The organism is Paenibacillus sp. E194 (assembly GCF_000935845.1).
Taxonomy (GTDB): domain Bacteria; phylum Bacillota; class Bacilli; order Paenibacillales; family Paenibacillaceae; genus Paenibacillus_B; species Paenibacillus_B alvei_B.
Map to the genome: position 1 here is coordinate 1 of NZ_JMDX01000474.1, position 1653 is coordinate 1653.

At 38.1% G+C, this 1653-nt stretch carries 1 protein-coding gene and 1 pseudogene; both read right to left on the reverse strand.

Translation table 11 applies throughout. The annotated features are described in order from the left end of the window. A pseudogene (locus AZ66_RS29020) lies at positions 1–1336 on the reverse strand (hypothetical protein); the annotation flags it as partial. Beyond that, positions 1333–1653 (reverse strand): RHS repeat domain-containing protein (locus AZ66_RS29025; protein WP_044358100.1); only part of this gene is annotated, 321 nt, incomplete at its 5' end. The pseudogene AZ66_RS29020 and the gene AZ66_RS29025, both read right to left, overlap by 4 nt.

Genomic DNA, 1653 nt, shown 5'->3' on the forward strand with positions numbered 1-1653 from the left:
ACGTCCGTACAACATCGTTTCCATCTGGATGCATGAAATCTTGAGCAATTCTTAACCAATAAGTACTCCCCTGCCACTGTTTAAGCTCATCATTCCACGTTAAATTTTTATATTCTTTCCCATTCCATTCTTGATAGTACCAGTTATTTTTGCCTTGAATAGCTGAAAAATCCTTTAGATACACAGTAGGGATATACATAATCGTAGGATCCCAATAAGTAGTATCATAGTCAATTGTTCCATTCTGATTGACAATGAAATAAATGGAGTCCCCTTTTTCTACCTCTGTCACTAAAGAAATATTTACGCCTTTTGTATCATCATATGCTGTATCCCTCCATTCTGATGTTGGCCATATCTGAGTACGATTTTTCTTTATTTTTACACGTACCCCATCCCCATATATTTGCCCTTCTAATTTTGCGACTTTCCCGGTTATATTTATTTTACCATCCTTTGGGGCTACCCATTTTCGTACCGAATCATTACCGTCCGGATGCTGAAACTCTTTAGCTATTCTGAGCCAGAAAGTACTACCTTGCCATTGCTTTAGATCAGCTTTCCAAGTCAAGTCTTTGTACTCTTTTCCATCCCACTCCTGATAATACCAGTTATCGTCCCCTTGATTTGGAGAGAACGCTTCAATTGCAGAAGATTTCGGCGTAATATAAGTTATTTTTGAATTCCAATATGTTCCATCGTAACCAATATGTTGCTTTTGGTTGACTATGAAATAGATAGAATCCCCTTTTTCTACCTCTGTCGTTATATTAACATCTATGCCCTGAGTATCATTGAATACTATCTCGTGCCATCCGGAAGAGGGCCACAACTGGACTGCATTTTTCATTACTTTCACTTGAACTCCATCCCCGAATACTTGGCCCTCCATTTTTGCTACTTTTCCCGTTATTTCTATTTTTCCACGTTTGGGGGCTACCCATTTTCGCACCGAATCATTACCATCCGGATGTTGAAACTCCCGAGCCACCCTTAGCCAATCTTGACTTCCTTTCCACTGTTTTAATGCATCATCCCATTCTAAATTTTTATATTCTTTTCCATCCCATTCTTGATAGTACCAGTAGTTCTCCCCCTGATTCGATGAGAAATCATTGGATGAAACATAGTGTATCTCATTATCATGAGAGATTTTCTTCTTTTCTAGTAAATTACCGTTGTTATCATATATAAATTGAATCTTGTCGGTTTGCGTCAATCGGTTTGATTCATCATATGTATAATCTCTATTTTCTGCATATACGAGTCCTGACTGAACCATGATTAATATAATTACAATCAAAAAGGGGACTATTATCTTTTTCGTCTTCATCATAATTTCGCATCCTTTCTAAAATCACTCACACGCCGCATCAAATTTCCATTGGCATCATAAAAATATTTAATTTCAACATTACCCGGTAAATAGACTCGGCTTAATCGTCCATTTGCATCATACTGATACTCATCTTCTTTTATTATAATATCATCTAGGGATAACGCCCCTCCGTTATGGATTCCCCATATAAGAAAATAGTTTTCTTCCTCGCCTGTTTTAAAGGTGATCGTCTTTGTGCCCGTCTTGCCTGCTTGTTCTGTCCATTCCGTCCACCCTTTATCGCTTCTATAATCCGAACCTACTCCCCTGGCCGT